At 76.4% G+C, this 15,620-nt stretch carries 18 protein-coding genes; 11 read left to right on the top strand and 7 right to left on the bottom strand.

Annotated features, from left to right (window positions below):
- Window positions 1-76: 76 nt before the first annotated feature.
- Window positions 77-337 carry a DUF3040 domain-containing protein gene (locus JOE68_RS05700; protein WP_204841288.1) on the top strand — a complete coding sequence of 87 codons (261 nt, stop codon included), beginning with the start codon at window positions 77-79 and terminating at the stop codon, window positions 335-337.
- Between the two features lie 193 nt (window positions 338-530).
- Window positions 531-935, top strand: coding sequence for an STAS domain-containing protein (locus JOE68_RS05695; RefSeq protein ID WP_204841287.1), 405 nt, complete (start codon window positions 531-533; stop codon window positions 933-935).
- Window positions 936-1,027: 92 nt separating this feature from the next.
- Here the strand turns inward: JOE68_RS05695 and JOE68_RS05690 are convergent, their stop codons facing one another.
- Window positions 1,028-1,189 carry a hypothetical protein gene (locus JOE68_RS05690; protein WP_204841286.1) on the bottom strand — a complete coding sequence of 54 codons (162 nt, stop codon included), beginning with the start codon at window positions 1,187-1,189 and terminating at the stop codon, window positions 1,028-1,030.
- Window positions 1,186-3,984, bottom strand: coding sequence for a SpoIIE family protein phosphatase (locus tag JOE68_RS05685; RefSeq protein WP_204841285.1), 2,799 nt, complete (start codon window positions 3,982-3,984; stop codon window positions 1,186-1,188). Before JOE68_RS05685 ends, JOE68_RS05690 begins: the two co-directional genes overlap by 4 nt.
- A 185-nt stretch (window positions 3,985-4,169) precedes the next feature.
- Between JOE68_RS05685 and JOE68_RS05680 the strand changes: the two genes are divergently transcribed.
- Window positions 4,170-4,331 carry a hypothetical protein gene (locus tag JOE68_RS05680; protein WP_204841284.1) on the top strand — a complete coding sequence of 54 codons (162 nt, stop codon included), beginning with the start codon at window positions 4,170-4,172 and terminating at the stop codon, window positions 4,329-4,331.
- Between the two features lie 161 nt (window positions 4,332-4,492).
- On the opposite strand, the gene JOE68_RS05675 is transcribed toward JOE68_RS05680, so the two are convergent.
- The 3 genes from JOE68_RS05675 to JOE68_RS05665 all read right to left on the bottom strand — a co-directional run bounded on the left by JOE68_RS05675 (window position 4,493) and on the right by JOE68_RS05665 (window position 6,266).
- Window positions 4,493-5,050 (bottom strand): GNAT family N-acetyltransferase, encoded by a 558-nt coding sequence (locus tag JOE68_RS05675; RefSeq protein WP_204841283.1) that lies wholly within the window; start codon window positions 5,048-5,050, stop codon window positions 4,493-4,495.
- A gap of 52 nt (window positions 5,051-5,102) precedes the next feature.
- Window positions 5,103-5,492: an STAS domain-containing protein gene (locus tag JOE68_RS05670; protein ID WP_204841282.1), complete on the bottom strand. Its 390-nt coding sequence runs from the start codon at window positions 5,490-5,492 to the stop codon at window positions 5,103-5,105.
- Window positions 5,493-5,630: 138 nt separating this feature from the next.
- Window positions 5,631-6,266, bottom strand: coding sequence for a DsbA family oxidoreductase (locus tag JOE68_RS05665; protein ID WP_204841281.1), 636 nt, complete (start codon window positions 6,264-6,266; stop codon window positions 5,631-5,633).
- A gap of 145 nt (window positions 6,267-6,411) precedes the next feature.
- On the opposite strand from JOE68_RS05665, the gene JOE68_RS05660 reads away from it, so the two are divergent.
- From JOE68_RS05660 to JOE68_RS05625, 8 genes are all read left to right on the top strand, one after another.
- The gene (locus JOE68_RS05660) at window positions 6,412-7,740 is read left to right on the top strand and encodes an extracellular solute-binding protein (RefSeq protein WP_307819545.1); all 1,329 of its coding nucleotides are present in this window, start codon (window positions 6,412-6,414) and stop codon (window positions 7,738-7,740) included.
- A gap of 4 nt (window positions 7,741-7,744) precedes the next feature.
- Window positions 7,745-8,650, top strand: coding sequence for a carbohydrate ABC transporter permease (locus JOE68_RS05655; protein WP_204841280.1), 906 nt, complete (start codon window positions 7,745-7,747; stop codon window positions 8,648-8,650).
- On the top strand, window positions 8,647-9,465 hold the full coding sequence (locus JOE68_RS05650; RefSeq protein WP_204841279.1) for a carbohydrate ABC transporter permease: 819 nt from the start codon (window positions 8,647-8,649) through the stop codon (window positions 9,463-9,465). Before JOE68_RS05655 ends, JOE68_RS05650 begins: the two co-directional genes overlap by 4 nt.
- A gap of 468 nt (window positions 9,466-9,933) precedes the next feature.
- Window positions 9,934-10,479 carry an RNA polymerase sigma factor gene (locus JOE68_RS05645; protein ID WP_204841278.1) on the top strand — a complete coding sequence of 182 codons (546 nt, stop codon included), beginning with the start codon at window positions 9,934-9,936 and terminating at the stop codon, window positions 10,477-10,479.
- Window positions 10,476-11,339 carry a zf-HC2 domain-containing protein gene (locus tag JOE68_RS05640; RefSeq protein ID WP_204841277.1) on the top strand — a complete coding sequence of 288 codons (864 nt, stop codon included), beginning with the start codon at window positions 10,476-10,478 and terminating at the stop codon, window positions 11,337-11,339. Before JOE68_RS05645 ends, JOE68_RS05640 begins: the two co-directional genes overlap by 4 nt.
- Before the next feature lie 36 nt (window positions 11,340-11,375).
- Window positions 11,376-12,173, top strand: coding sequence for an ABC transporter ATP-binding protein (locus JOE68_RS05635; protein ID WP_204845943.1), 798 nt, complete (start codon window positions 11,376-11,378; stop codon window positions 12,171-12,173).
- Entirely contained in the window at window positions 12,170-13,495 is a 1,326-nt protein-coding gene (locus tag JOE68_RS05630) for a hypothetical protein (protein WP_204841276.1), read from the top strand. Before JOE68_RS05635 ends, JOE68_RS05630 begins: the two co-directional genes overlap by 4 nt.
- Window positions 13,492-14,061 carry a hypothetical protein gene (locus tag JOE68_RS05625; protein ID WP_204841275.1) on the top strand — a complete coding sequence of 190 codons (570 nt, stop codon included), beginning with the start codon at window positions 13,492-13,494 and terminating at the stop codon, window positions 14,059-14,061. Before JOE68_RS05630 ends, JOE68_RS05625 begins: the two co-directional genes overlap by 4 nt.
- 211 nt (window positions 14,062-14,272) lie before the next feature.
- Here the strand turns inward: JOE68_RS05625 and JOE68_RS05620 are convergent, their stop codons facing one another.
- Together JOE68_RS05620 and JOE68_RS05615 are read right to left on the bottom strand one after the other, a co-directional pair.
- Window positions 14,273-14,542 (bottom strand): GlsB/YeaQ/YmgE family stress response membrane protein, encoded by a 270-nt coding sequence (locus JOE68_RS05620; RefSeq protein WP_204841274.1) that lies wholly within the window; start codon window positions 14,540-14,542, stop codon window positions 14,273-14,275.
- Between the two features lie 52 nt (window positions 14,543-14,594).
- Window positions 14,595-15,608, bottom strand: a complete 1,014-nt coding sequence (locus tag JOE68_RS05615; protein WP_204841273.1) for a sporulation protein — start codon at window positions 15,606-15,608, stop codon at window positions 14,595-14,597.
- Between the last annotated feature and the right edge of the window lie 12 nt (window positions 15,609-15,620).

Raw genomic sequence — 15,620 nt, 5'->3', positions numbered from 1 at the left:
ACCGGTCCGGCCGCAGTTTGCCGGTCACCGCGCCGGGTACTCGCCGCGCGCGACGACGACCGGTTTGGAGCACCCGATGCTCGGACCCCACGAACGGCGCGAGCTCGCCGACATCGAGCGGCGGTTCGCCGAATCCGACCCCGCCCTGGCCCGCCTGCTCGGCGACGGCCCCCGCCCGCCCGGCCGCCGGTGGGCGAGCCCGCTCGCGGTGGCCGTCGTCGGGGCGTTCCTCATCGCCCTGGGCGCGGTCACCGTCGTGTTTCCGCTCATCTTCGCGGGCGTGCTCACCGTCATGTCCGGGGCGTGCCTGCGGGTCGCGGGCGGTCGCCGCCGCTGAGCCGGCCGCCGGTCGCGGACCGCCCCGCGCGGCGCCGCCACGCCGGGTCGAGGCGCTGTTTGTGCCGGGAGGGCGCGGTCAGTAGAGTCGGCTCCCGAAGAGTGCGATCGACCGCCACCGTGCAGGTGACACGGTCGCGGGTTGAGCAGCCAGCCTGCGTGCGTGGTTCAAGCGACACCAGGAGGCTGCTCTGGTGAACGACACCGCATCCGACCCGACCCCCGTCGCGGTCGAGCAGGCCGAGCGGGACGGCGCGGTCGTCGTGCGGCTGGCCGGCGAGATCGACGCCGCCCCCGAGCGCGATCCCCGGGACCGGGTCCTCGCCCTGCTGGCGCGGCAACCGCGCGCCCTGGTGCTCGACCTCCGCCGGGTGACGTTCTTCGGTTCCCAGGGCGTGGCCCTGGTGGTCGACGCCCTGCGGGCGGCTGTCAGGGGCGGCACCCGGTTCGCGGTGGTCGCCGACAGCCGTTGCGTGCTCAGGCCCCTGGAGATCACCGACGTGGCGCGGGCCGTGGACCTGCACGCCACGCCGGAGGCGGCCCTGCGCGCGGTGACAGGCCCGGTGGGCGCGACGACCGCCCGGGACTGCCCCCGCTGAAACCCCGCGGGAGGACCGGGCGGTCATCGGGACCGCAGCCCTCCGGCGGACCGGTCTCGCCGGCTCGCCGGGGGATCCGCGGCCCCGACCCCTCAGGAGGGCGGCTCGGGCGGCCCGTCGGCCCCGCGCCGCCGGTCCGCCCGCTCCTCCTCGCTCAGGAACTGCTCGGCGTCCACGTCCAGGTCGGGCGGTTCCGGGGTGCCGGGGGAGTGCGGCGGGTCCGGGTTGAGCGGTGGCTTCTCGGTTTCGGTCATGGCCCCGGTGTACCCATTCCCGCCGGCGGGAGACCTGTGGATCCGCCCGCTCCGCCCGGCGCGGCGCCCCGCGGCCCCGCGGTGGCCGATTCCGCCAGCCCCGACAGGGCCAGGATGCGGGCCGGGGGGCTCGCGGGGGCGGTCGCGATGGTGAGCGGGCGGTCGTGGGCGGCGGCCGCGGCCCTGGCCTCCAGCAGCAGGGCGACGCCGGAGCTGCTGAGGTAGCCCAGGTCGGTCAGGTCGACCAGGACCGGCCGCCGGTCCGGTCCGCCGATCCGGGCCAGCAGCGGCCCGCGCAGGCCGGCCGCCGTGTGCGTGTCGAGGTCGCCGGTCAGCCGCAGGTGCTGCACGGCGTCGTCGGACTCGTCGTCGCGCAGGGTGACCGCGCCCTGCTCCGAGGCCGGCGGGGGCGGCGGCGCCGGTCCGTCCGCCGGGCCGTCCACCGGTCGGGAGGGCAGCACGAACGTGATCGTGGTGCCGTCGTCGTGCCGCAGGACCACGTCCTCGGCCAGCGCCTGGATGATCTTCAGGCCCCGGCCGCGCGTGGTCGGGCCGGTCGTCGGCGGTCGCCACCGGCCGTGGTCGCGGACGGTGACCCGGATGCCGGTCGCGGTGTGCCGGACCAGGTAGTCGAAATCGCCCGGGTCGCCGGCGTAGGCGTGGTCGACCGCGTTGGCGGCGGCCTCGCCGAGGGCCAGCTGCAGGTCGTAAGCCTGGTCGGCGGACAGGCCGGCGAGCCGGGACCAGTCGCCGGCGCACCTGCGCAGGACGGCCAGCTCGGCCGGCCGGGCGGGCGCCCGGCGGCGCAGCGGCGCGGGCAGGCAGCGGGCCACGACCAGGGCCACGTCGTCGTCCTGCCCGTCGGCCAGCAGCGCGTCCACCACGGCGTCGGCGAGGGCGTCCGGCGCCTGCTCGTGGGCCTGCCCGGTGACGGCCAGCAGCGCGTCGAGGCCGCGGTCGAGGTGGTGGCCGGGCCGCTCCACCAGGCCGTCGGTGTAGAGCAGGATCGAGGTGCCGGGCGCGAGCGCCGCCCGCCGGTCCCGGTACGGCGCGCGCCCCGGCGCGCCGAGCACGGCGCCGTCGCCGGGCAGCAGCCGGGTGCCGTCCCGGTCGACGACGACCGGCGGCGGGTGGCCCGCCACCGCCCAGCGCAGGTCGCCGGTGGACCAGTCGAAGGTGAGGCAGGCGCAGGTGCTGCCCACCGCGCCGTCGACCCGCGCGGCGAACGCGTCCAGGCGCTCCAGCGCGGCGGCGGGGGAGTGCCCGTCGAGCAGGTAGCCGGCCAGGGCGCTGCGCAGCTGGCCCATCACGGCCGCGGCGGTCGGGCCCTTGCCCACGACGTCGCCGACCGACAGCGCGACCGAGGTGCCGCCCAGGGCCAGCACCTCGTACCAGTCGCCGCCGACCTGGCCGTGCGCGGACGCGGGCAGGTACCGGGCGGAGACCGCCAGCCGGTCCAGCGCGGGCAGCTCGCGGGGCAGCAGGCTGCGCTGGAGCGTCTCGGCGATCTCGTGCTCGCGCTGGAGCAGCAGCTCCCGCTCCGCTTCGGCGCGCAGCCGCTCGGTGACGTCCCGGCCGATGGCCTGCACGCCGTTGCGGGTGGTCTGCGCGCTCAGCTCCACGGCGACGACCGAGCCGTCGGCCCGGCGCAGGTTCCACACGTCGATGACCGACCCCGGCCGGGTGACGTCGGCGACCAGCTCGCGCAGCCGCGCCACGTCCCGCGGCTCGGCCAGGCCCGCGAAGTCGACGCCGACCAGGTCCTCCCGCGGGTAGCCGAGGAACGCGCACGCGGCCGGGTTCGCCTCGGTGAAGCGCAGGTCCCGGTCCAGCGTCCAGATGGCGTCGGTGGCCTGCTCGACCAGCTGGCGGTGCACCTGCTCGCTCTCGCGCAGGGCGCGGTCGGCGTGCACCCGCTGCAGCGACTCCCAGCACCGGTTGACGGCCACCGACACCAGGTCCACCTCGGCGTCGGTCCACCGCCGGGGGACGGCCTGGTGCACGGCCATCGCGGCGACGAACCGGTCGCCGCGCAGCAGTGGCAGGCAGATCACCGCCCGGATGCCGGTGAGCCGGTAGGCGGCCAGGTCCTCCTCGGCCAGGCGCGGGTCGTCCTCGCTGTCCACGACGACCCAGGGCCGCCCGGCGCGCATGGCCAGCAGCGCGCCCTCGCCGAACTCGCGCATGGCGAACCGGCCCGGCAGCGGCGGCAGCCCGGTGGCGTGGTCGCCGCTCATCAGGAAGTGGTTCTCGTCGGCCTCGGTCTGGGCGTAGGCGCACCGGTCCACCGCCAGGTGCTCGCCGAGCAGCCGCGTGGCGGCGGACATGATCTCCTCGGCGTCGTCCAGACGCTGGAGCTCGCCGTCCAGCCGGGCGAAGAAGCGCTCCCGCTCGCGGGCCGCCCGCTCCTCGGTCGCGTCCAGCAGCACCCCGCGCAGCCGGTGGGCCTCGCCGCGGGCGTCGCGGGCGACCCGGACCCGCTCGTCGACCCACAGCACGCGGCCGTCGGCGGCGACGGCGCGGTAGCCCAGCGCGAACTCCTCGCCCCCGGCGACGCCCGCGGCCCGGTCCCGGGCGGTGTCGGCGCGGTCGTCGGGGTGCACGACGGAGTCCCACGCGGCCCGGTTGCCCCGCCACCAGGCGACCGGGCGGCCGAACAGCCGCTCCGCGCACCGGTTGACCGACAGCACCTCGCCGGTGCGGGCGTCGGCCTCGTAGACGACCGCCGGCAGCTCGTCGAGCACGTCCCGCGGCGCGCCGGGGCCGTGGTCGGGATCCTGGCTGCGTGCGTTCATGGACCTCAACTTCCTCGACGCGCCCGATCCCCGACGCCCGTTCCGCGGTTCCCGGACCGGGACCCTACCTGCCGCGACGGCGACCCGGGGACCAGGTGGGCGCGGCGCCGACCGGCCCGCGGCGGGGTTTGCGCCGGCCGGCCGCGGGCACCCACCCCTGGGGCGATCGGAGGAGGAGGCGGACCATGACCGACCCGACGGGCGCGGAGACGGGCGCCGAGCAGGACCCGGAAGAGTTCGCCGAGGACGTGGGCGTCGACCCCACACCGCAGGAGGTCGACCGGTACCGCGAACTGGCCGAAGAGGTGCCGCCCTGGTCGGGGACGCCGGGCGCCGAGCCGACCTGACCCCGCCCGACCCGACCCCGCCCGACCCGACCCCGCCTGATCCGACCCCGCCTGATCTGGCTCCGCCTGACCTGGCTCCGCGGCGCGCCCCGCGAGCGCCGCGGGGCGCGCCGCCCGGTCGGAGCGGCCCCGCGGCGGTCAGGGGCGGGGCTCCGCGGCGGTCAGGGGCGGATCGCGGCGTAGAGCAGCATGTCCCGCCGGACGCCGCCGATCTCCTGGTGGCTGCGCAGCAGGCCCTCCCGCCGGTACCCGGCCGCCTCCGCCACGCGGACCGACCCGTCGTTCCACGGCTCGATGTGCAGCTGCACCCGGTGCAGCTCGGGGATCGTCCAGGCGAATGCGGTCAGCGCCCGCAGCGCGTTGCTGCCCACGCCCCGCCCCCGGTGCGCCGGCGACACCGAGTACCCGGCCGTGGCGCGACCCGTCGGCAGCTCGCCCAGCCACAGCCCGATGGTGCCCAGGGCGCGGCCGGTCGCGGCGTCGGCAATGGCGAACGACATCCCGAAGCCCTCCGCGTGCCGGCCGCGGTTGCGCTCGATCCACTCCAGCGCCTGCTGCTCGGTGGGGGACGCGGGCAGGCTGCCGATCAGCGGGATGTAGGGGTCGTCGCCCAGTTCCAGCGCCAGGCGCACGTCCTCGGCGGCGAACTCGCGCAGCACGACCGGGCCGTGCGCCGGGGGCGTGGTGGGCCAGGGCGGCAGTTCCTTCTGCTCCGTCACGCCCTGATTGTGACCGCGACCGCCTCGCCGCCGCGCCCGATATCCCGCCTCGTCAGGCCGGGTTGCGCGGCACGCGGGTGAGGGCTTCCCCGACCGAGGTGGCCACGGTCAGGATGCGGGTCAGCGCGGTGGTCCACAGCAGCCGCGTCAGCTGGTGGTCGGAGTCGACCACGACGACCAGCTCCACACCGTCCTCCCGGGCCTGGTTGTGCGCCCTGATCAGGGAGGACAGGCCGACCGAGGCCAGCATCCCGACCTCGTGCAGGTCGACGGCCAGCAGCGCGGCGGCGCCGTCCTTGGCCCGCGCCAGGCCCTCGTCCAAGCCTTCGTCCAAGGTGGCGATCGTGCCCTGGTCGATGTCACCGCCGACCTTCACCAGCACCGCCTGGCCCTCGGCCGCGGTCTCGACCCGTGTCCACGGGCCCTTTTCCTGCGCTGTCACAGACCTACCTAAGCACGCCGGGCTGTCGTCGGCAGGTTCTCCGCGACGCCGTCACCGGTGGTCACCGGCCCACCCCGGCTGGTCACGCCCACCCGGGGCCGCGCCGGTCGGGCTTTTGACATCAACACCCGGCCGGGCTCAGCCCCGCTCGCGCTCGTCCCACGCCGCGCGCAGCGCGCGGGCGAAGGTCTCGACCGGCTGCGCGCCCGAGACGCCGTAGCGGCCGTCGACGACGAAGAACGGCACCCCGCCGGCGCCCAGCCGCGCGGCCTCCTGCTCGTCGGCGCGGACCGGTTCCAGGTAGGCGTCCGGGTCGTGCAGCACGCGGCGCGCCTCGTCGGGGTCCAGCCCGACCCGCTCGGCGAACCCGACCAGCGCCTCCGGGGTGAACAGCGACGCGCCCTCGGCGAAGTGCCCCTCGAACAGCGCCGCCAGCAGGCGGCGCTGGAGCCCGTGCCGGGCCGCCAGGTGCAGCAGGCGGTGGGCGTCCAGCGTGCTGCCGACCTCGCGGTCGGTGCGGTACCCGAGGCCGTCGGCGCGGGCCAGCTCGGCGACCTGGTCGTCCATGCCCGCGCCCTGCGGGCCGTACCTGTCGGTGAGCATCCTGGTCACCGGCTCGGTCCGGCCGGGCTCGCGCGTCGGGTCCAGCTCGAACGACCGGTAGACGACCTCCACGCGGTCGCGGTGCTCGAAGTCCTCCAGCGCCCGGTGGAAGCGGGTGGTGCCGATGTAGCACCACGGGCAGACCAGGTCGCTCCAGATGTCGACGCGCATGGTTTCGGTGTTCCTCGGGTGCGGGGGCGGCGGCGACCGCCACCCTACGTCGCACCGCGCCCGCTGCGCCGTCCGGGTGAGCCGGGTGTAGCCGGCGCGCCGGGCGGGAACAGCACCGTTGGTGCTCGACGCGGGGGAGGCGGTCGTGCGGGGATTGCTGGTCGCGGCGGTGCTGCCCCTGCTGGTGCTCAGCGGCTGCGGCGGGCTCGGGTCCGACGGGGCCGACGGGCCCGACACGCTGGTGACCATGGGGTTCGGCCTGCCCGACGAGCACGCGACCGCGCGGGTGGCCGCCTTCCGCGCCGCCAACCCGCGGGTGGACCTGCGGATCAACGAGGGCGCGTTCGACGAGCAGCAGTTCCTGTCCGCGGTCGCGGCGGGCGACCCGCCCGACGTCGTCTACGCGGAGCGGCGCAAGCTCGGCAGCTACGCGGCCAGGGGAGCGGTGCTGGGCCTGGCGGACTGCGTCCGGGAGCACGGCGTGGACCTGGGCCGGTTCCGGGAGGCGGCGCTGCGCGAGGTGACCTACCGCGACGAGGTGCACGGGCTGCCCGACTTCGCCAGCGTCCGGCTGCTGATCGTCAACAACCCGGTGGTGCGCGCCGCCGGCCTCGACCCGGCCGCGCTGTCCACGGCGGACTGGCCGGCGCTGGTGGAGCTGACCGACCGGTTGGCGCGGCTGGAGGACGGCCGCCCCCGGCGCATCGGGTTCGACCCCAAGGTGCCCGAGTTCCTGCCCACGTGGGCCAAGGCGAACGGCGCGGACCTGGTGGGCGAGGACGGCCTGGGCGCGCGGCTGGACGACCCGCGCGTGGTGGAGGCGGTCCGCTACGCGACCGACCTGGTGCGGCGGCAGGGCGGCTGGGCGTCGTTCAAGGCGCTGCGGGACACCTTCGACCAGTTCGGCGCGGACAACGCCTACGTGACCGGGCAGCTGGCCGCGATGCCGATGGAGTCCTGGTACCTCAACACCCTGGCGGCGAACTCGCCGGACGCCGACGTGACCATCGCCCCGTTCACCGACCGGCGGGGCGTGCCGCTGACCGAGGCGGGCGGGCAGGCGTGGGCGATCCCGAAGGGGGCCCGGCACCCCGGACTGGCCTGCCGCTTCCTGGTGAAGATGACCGCGGAGGACACCTGGGTCGCCGCCGCGACCGCCCGCCGGGACGCGCTGGCGCGGGCCGGGAAGCCCTACGGCGGCACGTTCACCGCCAACCGGGCGGCCGACGAGCGGATCTTCCGCGAGGTGTTCGACCCCGGCGGCAACCGCATCCTCGAACGCGGGGTGCCGCAGGTGCTGGCGTTGCAGGACAAGGCTTTCGCGGTGGCGCCCAGCCCGGCGGCGAGCGAGCTGGTGCGCGCCTGGGAGGGCGGGGTGAACCGGGTGTTGACCGGGCGGCAGGACCCCGCCGAGGCCATGGCGCAGGCCCAGCGGGAAGCCGAGCGGGCGCTGCGGCGCGTGGGCGGGAGGTAGCGCCGTGGCGACGGTGGGCCGGCGCGAGTCCCGGGCGGGGCTGCTGTTCCTGCTGCCGTGGGTGGTCGGGTTCCTGGCGTTCACGGCGGGCCCGATGCTGTTCAGCCTGTGGTTGTCGTTGACCCGCTACGACATGCTCAAGCCGCCGGAGTTCATCGGCCTGGACAACTACCGCGAGGCCCTGGTCGACGAGCGCGTCGCGACGGCGATGGGGAACACGCTGTTCTACACGGCCCTGCACGTGCCCGCCCAGGTCGCGCTGGCGCTGGCGCTGGCGGGCCTGCTGCGCCGGGCCGGGCGGGCGGCGGGCTTCTTCCGCACGGTGCTGTACCTGCCGGTGATGACGCCGCCGGTGGCGCTGGCCGCGATGTTCCTGCTGCTGCTCAACGGGCAGAACGGCGCGATCAACGCCTTCCTCGGCTGGTTCGGCTTCACCGGGCCGAACTGGACGACCGACCCGGCGTGGGTCAAACCGGGCCTGGTGCTGATGAGCCTGTGGACCGTGGGCAGCACCGCCGTGCTGTACCTGGCGGCGCTCACCCGCGTGCCGGCCGAGCGGTACGAGGCGGCGCAGCTGGACGGCGCGAGCCCGTGGCGGCAGTTCTGGCACGTGACGCTGCCCGGCATCAGCGGCACCGTGTACTTCACGGTGGTGGTGAACACGATCGCGTCGCTGCAGGTGTTCACCGAGGCGTACTCGATGTTCTTCGGCGCCCGCGCGTCGCAGTCCAGCGAGGGCGACGCGGCGCTGTTCTACGTGATCCACCTCTTCCGCGAGGCGTTCGACTCGTTGCGGATGGGGTACGCGTCGGCGTTGGCGTGGGGCCTGTTCGTGGTGATCGCGGCCATCACGGCGGTGCAGGTGCGGCTGTCCCGCCGTTACGTGCACTACGAGGGCGAGCGGTCGTGAAGCGGATCGCGACGTGGCTGGGGCTGCTGGTCGTCACGGTGGCGTTCGGCTACCCGTTCTGGTGGCTGGTGAGCGCGTCGCTCAAGGACCGGGCGCACGTGTTCGACAACGCGCTGCTGCCGGACCCGTTCTCGCCGGGCAACTACGCGGAGGTCTGGCGGGCGGTGCCGCTGCTGACCTGGATCGGCAACAGCGTCGCCGTCGGGGTGGCCGCCGCCGTGGCGGCGACGCTGGCGAGCGCGCTGGTGGCGTTCGGGTTCGCGCTGTTCCGCTTCCCCGGTCGCAACCTGCTGTTCGGGCTGGTGCTGGCCACGATGATGCTGCCCGGCGCGGTCACCATGGTGCCGGTGTACCTGGAGTGGCACGCGCTGGGGCTGGCCACCACGCAGATCCCGCTGTGGGCGCAGAACCTGTTCGGCTCGGCGTTCTACGTCTTCCTGCTGCGGCAGTTCTTCCTGGCCCTGCCGCGGGAGGTGTTCGACGCGGCCAAGGTGGACGGCGCGAACGCGTGGCGGCTGTTCACCGGCATGGCGCTGCCGCTGGCGCGCCCGGGGCTGGTCGTGGTGTTCGTGTTCGAGCTGAAGGCGGCCTGGACGGACCTGATCAAACCGCTGATCTACCTGCGGGAGCCGGACCTCTACACCCTGCCGCGCGGGTTGCAGGCGGTGCTCGACCGGTTCGGCAAGGGCGGCGAGGAGCAGTGGGAGCTGGTGCTGGCGGCGAGCGCGATCGCCACCGCGCCGGTGGTGCTGCTGTTCCTGGTGGCGCAGCGGCACTTCGTGCGCGGCGCCGTCACCCAGCACGTGGAACGGTGACCGCGCCGGCGCGGCGGTTCTCGACCGCCCGGCGCCGGACCCCGGACCGGTCGGTCTCGACGGTCGGCCCCGTCAGCCGGCCCCGTCGGTCGGCTCGGGGTCGGCGCGCGGTTCGAGCAGCGGGCCCAGGACCGGGCCGAGCAGGTTCGCGCCGGCGGCGGCCGGCGCGATGCCCCAGGTCGGTCGGCAGGTTGACCAGGAGCAGCTGCCGGGCGGTCGGCGGAGACCGCCCGGTGAGCGCCGAGCCGGGCACGCTGAACGCGATCTCGCCGAGGTTGCCGCCCAGCAGGATCGCCGGCGCAGCGCGGGACCGGCTCCGAGGAGTTCCACCGTGCGGGGTTTCCCACCGGGGGGTGTGAACCAAGCCACTCGTCCCGGTGACATCGCCGGCCGGGTGGCGCGCTTCACACCCGTCGGAGAACCTCGGTGGCGCCCGCGGACGACAGACCGGGTGTGAGGGGCGAACCGATGGCCCGGCGGACCGCCGACGAGGAGCAGCTGCTGCGCGCGATCGCGCGCGGCGACCGCTCGGCGTTCCACGAGTTCTACCGCCGGACCTCGCCGTGGCTGGCGGCGCGGCTGCGCCGCCGCTGCGCCGACGACCACCTGGTCACCGACGTGCTCCAGGAGACCTACTTGTCGGTGTGGCAGGCGGCCGGCTCGTTCGCCGGCACCGCGGCCCGGGGCAGTTCGCTGGGCTGGCTGTGGACCATCGCGGCGCGGCGGCTGGTCGACGCGTTCCGCCGCGAGGGGCGGGCGGCGCGGCTGCCCGCCGCGGCGGCGGCCGAGCGGGTCGAGCCCGCGGCGGAGGAGGCCGCGCTCGCCCGGGCGCTGTCCGGCGAGGTCGGCGACGCGCTGGACAGCCTGGCGCCGGAGCTGCGGGAGGTCCTGCGGGCGATGGTGCTCGACGGGCTGTCGGTGCGGGAGACCTCCGTGCTGCTGGGGATCCCGGAGGGCACCGTGAAGACGCGGGCCCGCCGGGCGCGGATCGCGATGCGGGAGGCGATGTCGTGAACGACCGGTCGGGGTGCGCGTCCGCGCGGCTGCTCGACGCCTACGCCGCGGGCTTGCCGGCCATCGCGCCGGACCGCGAGTGGGCGCTGGAGGCGCACCTGGAGACCTGCCCGGACTGCCGGGAGCGGCTCGCGGCGGCGTTCACGGCGGGCCGGCCGGAGCGGGTCGAGGCGCTGGACGCGGTGTGGGCCGCGGTGGACGCCGCGGTGGACGCGGGCGAGGGCGCCGCGGCGGCGGCCGGGGCGGGCGCCGCGCGGGCGCCGGTCCGGTCGCGGGTGGCGCGGTGGCTGCTCACCTGGGCGTCCCCGGCGATGGGGCCCTGGTTGGCGATGACGGTGCTCGTGGTGCTCGCGGCGCTGCTGCTGGACGTCTCGGCGTGGTCGGGCCACGTGGCGCTGCCCTCGCCGGTGCTGCTGATCGCGCCGGTGGCGCCGCTGCTCGGCGTCGCGGCGGCGTGGGCGCGCCCGCTGGACCCGATGCACGAGCTGATCGCCTCCGCGCCGAGGGCGGGGCTGCGCCTGGTGCTCCAGCGCACCGCGGCGGTGCTCGCCGTGGTGATCCCGGTGGTGGCGGTCGCCGGCCTGGTCGCCGGCGTGTCGCCGGTCTTGTGGCTGCTGCCGTGCCTGGCGTTCACCCTCGGCGCGCTCGCCCTGGGCACGGCCGTCGGCGTGGGCCGGGCGGCGTGCGCCCTGGCCGCCTGCTGGGCCGTCGCGGTGCTCCTGGCCGGCTGGGGCAGCACCGCGCCGCCGGTGGTGCTCGAACCGGCCGGCCTGCCCTGGTGGGGGCTGGCCGCCGCGGTGGCGGCCGTGGCGGTGCGCCTGCGGGCGGCGGCCTACCTCGTGGTGCGGTGCCGGAACTGACCTGTTGGACCAGAAGCGCACGGAGGAGATGCGATGGTGCGCGCGTTGAGCGCGGTGGACGTCGAACCGACCGGCTACGGCTGGCACGTCGACGCGAGCGGCCTGCGGGTGCGGGCCGGGCGGCGGGTCGCCGTCGACGGGCTGGACCTCCGGCTGGGCACGGGCGTGCACGGCCTGCTCGGGCCCAACGGCGCGGGCAAGACGACCCTGATCCGCGCGCTGGCGACGGTGCTCGCGCCCGACCGGGGCGCGCTGGAGCTGCTCGGCCACCGGATCGGCCGGGGCGCGGACCTGCGCGCGTTCCGCCGCCGGCTGGGCTACCTGCCGCAGGAGTTCGGCTACTACCCGAAGTTCACCGTGCGGGAGTTCGTCGAGTACATGGCCTGGTTGAAGGAGGTGCCCGCGCGCGACGTGCCGGGCGCGGCGCAGCGCGCCGTCGAGCGGGTCGGGCTGGCCGAGCGCGCGGACGACCGGATGAAGACCCTCTCCGGCGGGATGCTGCGGCGCGCCGGGATCGCGCAGGCGGTCGTCAACGACCCCGACCTGCTGCTGCTCGACGAGCCGACCGTCGGGCTGGACCCCACGCAGCGGCTGGAGTTCCGCACCCTGCTGCGCGCCCTGGGCGAGGAGTCGTGCGTGCTGGTGTCCACCCACCTGATCGAGGACGTCTCCGCCGCGTGCACCGCGGTCGTGCTGGTCGACGCGGGCCGGCTGGTCTTCGAGGGCACGCCCGAGGAGGTGGCGGCCCGCGGCGGGACCGGCGACGTCGGCGACAGCCCCCTGGAGCGCGGGTACTCCGCGCTGCTGGCCGCGCACCGGGAGCGGACCGCGTGACCGGCCGGGTCCTGGGCGTCGAGCTGCGCCGCTCGTCCGCGCCCGCCGCCGGCCTGCTGGTCGGGCTGCTGGGCGCGCTGGCCCTCTACGCGCCGGCGCTGACCGACCAGACCTCGCTGTGGGACACCCAGTGGACCTCCCTCGCGGTGTTCCAGCGGATCACGCTGGTGGTGCTGTGGCCGCTGGTGCTGGGCGCGGGCGCGTGGCAAGCCTGGCGGGACCACCGGGCGCGGGTGGTGGAGCTGCTGGCGACGACCCCGCGCCCGGTGCGGCAGCGCGTCGCGCCGACGGCCTGCGCGCTGGCGATCGCGCTCGTGGCGGCCTACGCCGCGGTGTCGGCGGCGGGGGCCGTCCGGGTGGCGGGCGCGACGTCCTACGCCCATCTCGACTGGGTGGCGGTCACGGCCGTCGGCGCGCTGTCCCTGGTCGCGGCGGCCTGGTTGGGCATGGGCATCGGCCGGCTGCGGCCCTCGGTCCACACCCCGCCCGTGCTGGTGCTGGTCGGGTTCGTCCTCCTGCTCACCCCGGTGCAGCTGGCCAAGGAGGGCTCCGTCGGCGCGGTGGCCCTGCTGTCGCCGGCGTTCGGCACGACCGCGGGGGAGTTCGCCCGCGTCGCCGGGGCGGTGAACCTGGGCCAGGCGCTGTGGTTCGCCGCCCTCGCCGCCGGCGGGTTCGTGCTGGCCGCCGCCGCCCGCGCGCGCTCCGCCGCGCCGGCCGCCGCGCCGGTGGCGGCCGGGCTGGCGCTGGCGCTCCCGCTGCTCGCCGCGGCGCCCGCCACCGGGTTCGAGGACGACGCCCGCGCGAGCGCCGAGGTGTGCACGACCGACGGGGGCCCGCGGGTCTGCGTGGCCGCCGCGCACGCCGCGGCGCTGCCCGCCCTCACCGGCCCCGCCCGGGAAGCCCTGGCCGTCCTCGGCGCGCTGCCGGACGCGCCCACGTCGTTCCACGAGATCACCGGCGACCTGGACCGGTGGCGCACCCGCCGCCAGCCCGCGGACGAGGTCTGGTTCCACAGCGACAACCTGGAGCCGGGCGGGGCGTGGTCGGGGACGGGGTCGGAGCTGGTGGCCCGCGTCCTGGCCGGCGCGGGCACCCGGCCGTGCCACGACGGGGACCGGGACGTGCGGGCCGTCGTCGGGGCGTGGCTGGCGGGCTCGCTGCCGGAGTCGGGCGCCGCGATCGGGGAGCGCCGCCTGGTGTGGGAGCGGCTGCGCGCCCTGCCCGCCGAGGAGCAGGCGCGGAGCGTGGTCGCGTGGCGGACCGCCGCGCTGGGCTGCGAGGGCGGTCCGGGCGCCCTGCCGGCCGCGGGCGGTGCGCGGTGAGGTGGCTGGGGCTGTACCTGCGCTCCCGCCACGTGCCGGGCGCGCTGGTGGCGGTGGTGGTGGCGACCGCGGCGCTGCGGGCGGCGGTGCACGAGCGCAACGGCCCGGTCCTCGCCGTGCTCGCCGTCGGGTTCGGCGCGGCGGTCCTGGGCGCGGGGCTCGGGGGAGCGGACCCGGCGCTGGAGCGCACGGCGGCGATCCGCTGGCCGCTGCGGCGGGGCCTGCACGTCCTGGCCATCGCCGCGGTGGTGGCCGCCGCGGTCGCCGCGGCGGGCTTCGCGCCCGTCGGCCTGGTCCTGCGCGCCGCGGTGGGCCTGGCCGGGCTCACCGCGCTGGGCGCGGCGGTGCTGGGCAGGCGGCTGTCGTGGGCGCCGCCCGTGGTGTGGGCCGGTGTCGCGGCCGTCGTGCCGGTGACCGGGGGCCCGCTGGTGGTGCGCGTGCTGACGTGGCCCGCGCAGCCGCCCGACGCGCCGGCCGCGACCGCGGCGGCCGTGGTCCTCGGCGTCGTGGGGCTCGCGCACTACGCCGCGGTGGGCGCGCGGGAGCAGCGGGCCTCGGTGTCCTGAGCGCTACTTCCCTTGTGCAGCAAGGGTTATGCCACGCCTGTCCGCTCGGCCGCCCGGGTGGTGGGAGCTGTCAGTCCACAGTGGACCGCGTGTCGGGCCCGCACCGGTGCGGCCGGTTCCGCGCAGGCCCGGCGGGCGGGGAACGGGGCCGGGAAGCCGAAAGCGCGGCAGGCGGTGAGGGGAGCCGCCTGCCGCGCCGGTCCGTGGGGTGTCAGACCCGCCTGCGGCCGTACATCCCGGCGGCGAGGCTGACGCCGACCGCCGCCAGGGCCACCTGGATGAACACCTCGATCCAGTCGATCCCGTTGGTGTCGCCCACGCCCAGGGCGTTGGCGAGGAACGTGCCGATGAGGGCGGCGATGACGCCGATCAGTATTGTCAGCCAGATCGGGATGCGCTGCTTGCCGGGCACCACGAGGCGGCCCAGCAGACCGATGATCAGGCCGACGATCAGCGCGCTGATGATTCCGGTGACGGTCACGTTCACTCCTTCGGGGTTCAGGTGTGTCGCACATACCCCGCCGGCGGCCGGTTCACTCCTCGAAGCCCATGTCCTCCTCGCCGCCCTCGAACGCGTCGTCCAGCACCTCGCCGAGCACCATGCCGCCGACGACACCCGCCGCCGCGCCCGCGACCACGCCGCCCATGCCCGGACCGCGGTGGTGCCCGTGGTGGCCGTGGTGCCCGTGCTCCGGGTAGCCGTAGCCCGGCTGACCGTACCCAGGCTGGCCGTAGCCCGGCTGGCCGTAGCCCGGCTGACCGAACGCCGAGTGCCCGCCGCGCTCGGCCACCTGCGCCAGCCACTGGCCCACGGCCGCGGCCCAGTCGGTGCGCACCGCGTCCTCGTGCGAGGCGTGGAAGCGGCCGAACGCGTCGCCGCCGGAGGAGAACATCCCGCCGCGCTTGTCGGCCTCCAGCACCACCACCAGCTCGTGCGGGCTGGTGACGAAGGTCAGCTCGACCTGGTTGACCCGGCCGGCGAACTGCGCCGGCGGGAAGAACTCGATCTCCTGGTAGAAGCCCAGTTCCTGGTGCACGCCGTGGATGCGCCCGGCCTCCACGTCGGCGCTGCGGAACTGGAAGCCCAGCTGCCCGAACGCGTCGAGCACGCGGTCCTGCGAGGGCAGCGGGCCGACCAGGACGGGGTCCAGGTCGCCCTTGTCGGGCGCGCCGGAGATCACCAGCTCGGTGCGCACGCCGACGGTCATGCCGGGCAGCGGCTGCCCGCCCACGGCGGTGATCGGGGTCTCCCACGGCAGCGGCAGCTGGAACGGCACGGCCAGCGGCTGCCCCGCCGCCACCCGCACGTCCCGCGCGACCTCGACGCGCAGGAACTCCGACACGCCGCCGTACTCGTGGTCGCCGCTCTCGACCTCGACGCGGGTCACCAGCGACAGCACGACCCGGTCGATGCGCGCCTCGGCGGTGCCGCCCTGGATGCGGACCTGACCGGTGATCACCTGGCCGGGCGTGGCGTGCGGGGTGTCCAGGACGGTGTCGACGGACGGTCCGCCGACGCCGAAGGCGCTCAGCATCCGTTTGAACATCAGGCTTCTTCC

It is taken from the genome of Saccharothrix algeriensis (assembly GCF_016907655.1).
GTDB classification, from domain to species: domain Bacteria; phylum Actinomycetota; class Actinomycetes; order Mycobacteriales; family Pseudonocardiaceae; genus Actinosynnema; species Actinosynnema algeriense.
Note: the sequence above shows the minus strand (reverse complement) of the source record. Positions and strands in the feature narration are given on the sequence as shown.

Bases quoted from the DNA above. Each gene is read 5' to 3' on its own strand.
- JOE68_RS05700 (WP_204841288.1), top strand. From the start codon at position 77: ATGCTCGGACCCCACGAACGGCGCGAGCTCGCCGACATCGAGCGGCGG.
- JOE68_RS05690 (WP_204841286.1), bottom strand. From the start codon at position 1,189: ATGACCGAAACCGAGAAGCCACCGCTCAACCCGGACCCGCCGCACTCC.
- JOE68_RS05685 (WP_204841285.1), bottom strand. From the start codon at position 3,984: ATGAACGCACGCAGCCAGGATCCCGACCACGGCCCCGGCGCGCCGCGG.
- JOE68_RS05680 (WP_204841284.1), top strand. From the start codon at position 4,170: ATGACCGACCCGACGGGCGCGGAGACGGGCGCCGAGCAGGACCCGGAA.
- JOE68_RS05665 (WP_204841281.1), bottom strand. From the start codon at position 6,266: ATGCGCGTCGACATCTGGAGCGACCTGGTCTGCCCGTGGTGCTACATC.
- JOE68_RS05645 (WP_204841278.1), top strand. From the start codon at position 9,934: ATGGCCCGGCGGACCGCCGACGAGGAGCAGCTGCTGCGCGCGATCGCG.
- JOE68_RS05615 (WP_204841273.1), bottom strand. From the start codon at position 15,608: ATGTTCAAACGGATGCTGAGCGCCTTCGGCGTCGGCGGACCGTCCGTC.